This window comes from Allobosea sp. CER48 (genome assembly GCF_044752385.1).
GTDB lineage: Bacteria > Pseudomonadota > Alphaproteobacteria > Rhizobiales > Beijerinckiaceae > Allobosea.
Genome location: NZ_JBIWYK010000376.1, coordinates 1 through 3,182, shown reverse-complemented (window position 1 = coordinate 3,182; position 3,182 = coordinate 1). Strand labels below are relative to the sequence as shown.

Annotated in this window: 5 protein-coding genes; 3 read left to right on the top strand and 2 right to left on the bottom strand. The window is 66.0% G+C overall.

All coding sequences use genetic code 11. From position 1 onward, the window contains the following. Positions 1 to 9: 9 nt before the first annotated feature. Complete coding sequence (locus ACIPIA_RS13085; RefSeq protein WP_400510179.1) at positions 10 to 942, bottom strand: ring-cleaving dioxygenase; 933 nt, start codon at positions 940 to 942, stop codon at positions 10 to 12. Between the two features lie 190 nt (positions 943 to 1,132). Between ACIPIA_RS13085 and ACIPIA_RS13080 the strand changes: the two genes are divergently transcribed. From ACIPIA_RS13080 to ACIPIA_RS13070, 3 genes are all read left to right on the top strand, one after another. Continuing rightward, positions 1,133 to 1,558 carry a DoxX family protein gene (locus tag ACIPIA_RS13080; protein ID WP_400510178.1) on the top strand — a complete coding sequence of 142 codons (426 nt, stop codon included), beginning with the start codon at positions 1,133 to 1,135 and terminating at the stop codon, positions 1,556 to 1,558. Positions 1,559 to 1,604: 46 nt separating this feature from the next. After that, positions 1,605 to 2,558 (top strand): LysR family transcriptional regulator, encoded by a 954-nt coding sequence (locus tag ACIPIA_RS13075; protein ID WP_400510176.1) that lies wholly within the window; start codon positions 1,605 to 1,607, stop codon positions 2,556 to 2,558. A gap of 79 nt (positions 2,559 to 2,637) precedes the next feature. Next, a complete protein-coding gene (locus ACIPIA_RS13070) occupies positions 2,638 to 2,805 on the top strand; it encodes a hypothetical protein (RefSeq protein WP_400510174.1) in 168 nt (55 codons plus the stop codon). 70 nt (positions 2,806 to 2,875) lie between these two features. Here ACIPIA_RS13070 and sugE read toward each other — a convergent pair. Next, a partial coding sequence (sugE, locus tag ACIPIA_RS13065) for a quaternary ammonium compound efflux SMR transporter SugE (RefSeq protein ID WP_400510172.1) occupies positions 2,876 to 3,182 on the bottom strand: 307 nt, incomplete at its 5' end.

Genomic DNA, 3,182 nt, shown 5'->3' with positions numbered 1-3,182 from the left:
AGGGCGCGGTCACGCAAGCCCGGGGAGGGCCGCCTCGATCTGCTTCCGATGGGCTTCGAGCCCCGCCGGGAGCTTCAATGTCCGGCCGAGCTCGGCTGCGGGCTCATCGACCGCGAAGCCGGGGACATCTGTTGCGATCTCGAACAGCACATGGCCAGGCTCGCGGAAGTAGACGGAGCGGAAGTAATTGCGGTCGCGCTGCTCCGTCGTGCGGATGCCGTGGTTCTCGGCGAGGCGGCGCACCATCGCCTCCTGTGCCGCGTCGTCGGTGGCGCGGAAGGCGATGTGGTGGACCGAGCCCGCACCCTGGCGAGCCGGCAGAAAACCTCCGGCGACGCGCAGGTCGATCACGCCGCCGATCGGGGTGCCCTTCGCTTCGTAGCGGATCAGCGAGCCTTCTCGGGCCGCCTCGGTGAAGCCGAAGACGTCGTTCAGGATCGCGCCGGTCGGGGCTGCGTCAGCCAGCAGCAGGCTGACGCTGTGGAAGCCTCGGATGGCGTTCTCGGTCGTTATGCCGCCGTCCGGCCAGGCCGGCTCCTTCTCGACGCCGGGCAGGCCGACGAGGGCCAGTCTCATCCCGTCCGGGTCGCGGAAGCTCAGAACGCTCTGGCCGAAACGCTTGGCGGGAGCCTCATGCGGCACGCCGAGCTCTATGAAACGATGCGTCCAGAAGCCGATCGAGCCTTCGGGAACCCGAAGAACCGTTTCCTGGGTTTCGCCGACGCCAAGCCGCCCGGGCGCCGCATGCTCCCACGGGAAAAAGGTCAGGATCGAGCCCGGAGCGGCATCCGCATCGCCGAAATAGAGATGATAGGTGCCGGGATCGTCGAAGTTCACCGTCTTCTTGACCAGGCGCAGGCCAAGCACGCGGGAGTAGAAGTCCAGGTTGCGGCGGGCCGGGCCGGAGATGGCGGTGACGTGGTGAAGTCCGTTGATCTGCATGGTTTGGGTCCTCCGTCCGCCGCGGGCGCAGCGCTGTTGCCGATAGCTTGGCCCCGAACCGGAAAAGCGCCAGAGCAATCATATTGCATTGATGCAATGTCACGTCGACCGAACTACAATTTGATTTGCGTGACGATCGACCCAAAATCCTGGCCGAGACCAACCGGTCCCGTTTTCAGGAGGCACTTCCATGATCGACTCTCGTCTTGCTCCCTATGGCGCTCTTGGCCTGCGCGTCGCGCTTGGGCTGATGTTCATTGCTCACGCCTATCTCAAGCTCGTGATCTTCACTCCCGCGGGCTTCACCGGATTTCTCGGCCAGGTCGGCCTGCCCGGCTTCCTCGCATGGCCGATCATGCTGGCCGAGCTCTTCGGCGGCATCGCGATCCTGGTTGGGTTCTACGGCCGCTACGTCTCGCTGGCGCTGATCCCGATCCTGCTCGGCGCCCTTTCGGTGCACGCCGGCAATGGTTGGGTCTTCAATGCCCCGAACGGCGGTTGGGAATACCCCGCGTTCCTGGCGCTAACCGCCTTCGCCCATGCCCTGATCGGCGACGGCGCGCTGGCCCTGAGGTCCGGTGATCGCGACTGGCAGGCCAAGCCCGCTATTGCCTGAGCTGGCGACACTTGATGAGAGGCAGGCCTTGGCCAAGAGTGCGCGGATGAATCAAGCCGCGACACCCTTGGCCTGGGATGATTTTCGTCTGATCAAGGCTATCGCCGAGAAGCGAGCGTTGCCGGCCGCCGCCACTGCGCTCGGCGTCAATCACTCTACCGTATTCCGCCGCCTCGGCCAGATCGAGGAGGCGCTCGGCGTCAGGCTCTTCGAACGCCATCGCAGCGGCTACGTGGCGACCCCGGCCGGCGAGGAGATGGCCCAGCTCGCCGTTCGCGTCGACGACGATATCACCGCCTTTGCGCGCAGGCTCGCCGGCCAGGAGATCAAGCCTGCCGGGGAACTGCGCGTCGCCACCAACGATTCCCTGCTGGTGGACCTGCTGACGCCGCTCTTCGCCCGGTTCCTGAAGCAATGTCCGGATATCCGCCTCGACATGCTGATCGGCAATCAGGCGGCCAATCTCTCCAAGCGCGACGCCGATGTCGCCATCCGCGCCACCGACAATCCGCCGGAGACGCTGATCGGACGCAAACCTGCCCGCATCGCCTGGGCCCTGTACGGGCGGGCGGAGGACTTTCCCGCCGCCGACCCGCCGAGCGTGGAAAGCTTGTGGGACCGCAGCTGGATTTCGCTGGGCGAGCAGTTCACCATGCTGAGCGCCGTTCGCTATCTCGCCCGCCACGTCGCGCCGGAACGCGTCGTCTACAAGCTCAACACCGTGCTGGGGCTGGCGGAGGCCGTCGAGGCCGGTATCGGCATCGGCTTCCTGCCCTGCTTCATCGGTGACACGCGCCCGGGGTTGACACGGCTGGCACCGCCGGATCCTGATCTCTCTGCCGACCTGTGGCTGCTGACCCATCCGGATTTACGCCATACTCCGCGGGTTCGGCTGTTCCTCGATTTCCTTGCCGTCGAGGTTGGGAAGCTCCGGCCGTTGATCGAAGGCGCGCTGCCGATCGGGCGTGGTTCACCGCCTCTCGCGCTTCCCGCCAGATAGGGCGCTTGGCTCGATCGATGTCCGTCGACGACGCGGCGGGCGATTGCGGCACGGCCAATGCGCGGGCTACGATCCGGCCATGGAGATCGTCGTCCCCCTCATCATCGGCCTGAGCCTGATCTGGTTGATCGGCCGCGGCGTGCCCTGGAATGCGAAGCTGATGACGATCGTGGTGACGCTCGCGATCGTCATCCTGATCGTCGCGCTGGATCGCGGGGGCTACTGGCCGGAAGCCTGGCGTCGCTAGAGCCGGATCGACCCGGCCTGAACGATCTGTCCGGCCAACCGTCTCTCTCCATGAGAAGACGCGGGGCGCCTCACGGCGAGACCAGCTTGAGCCCGACGATGCCGGCGACGATCAGGCTGATGCAGAGGAGCCGCAGGACGGTCGCCGGCTCGCCGAGCAGGATGATGCCGAGGATCGCCGTGCCGATCGTACCGATCCCGGTCCAGACCGCATAGGCCGTGCCGACCGGCAGGGACTTCAGTGCCAGGCCGAGCAGGCCCAGGCTGACGACCATGCTGACGGCAGTGAACAGCGTCGGCACGAGCCTGGTGAAGCCCTGGGTGTATTTCAGGCCAATAGCCCAGCCGACTTCGAACAGACCGGCGATAAGGAGATAG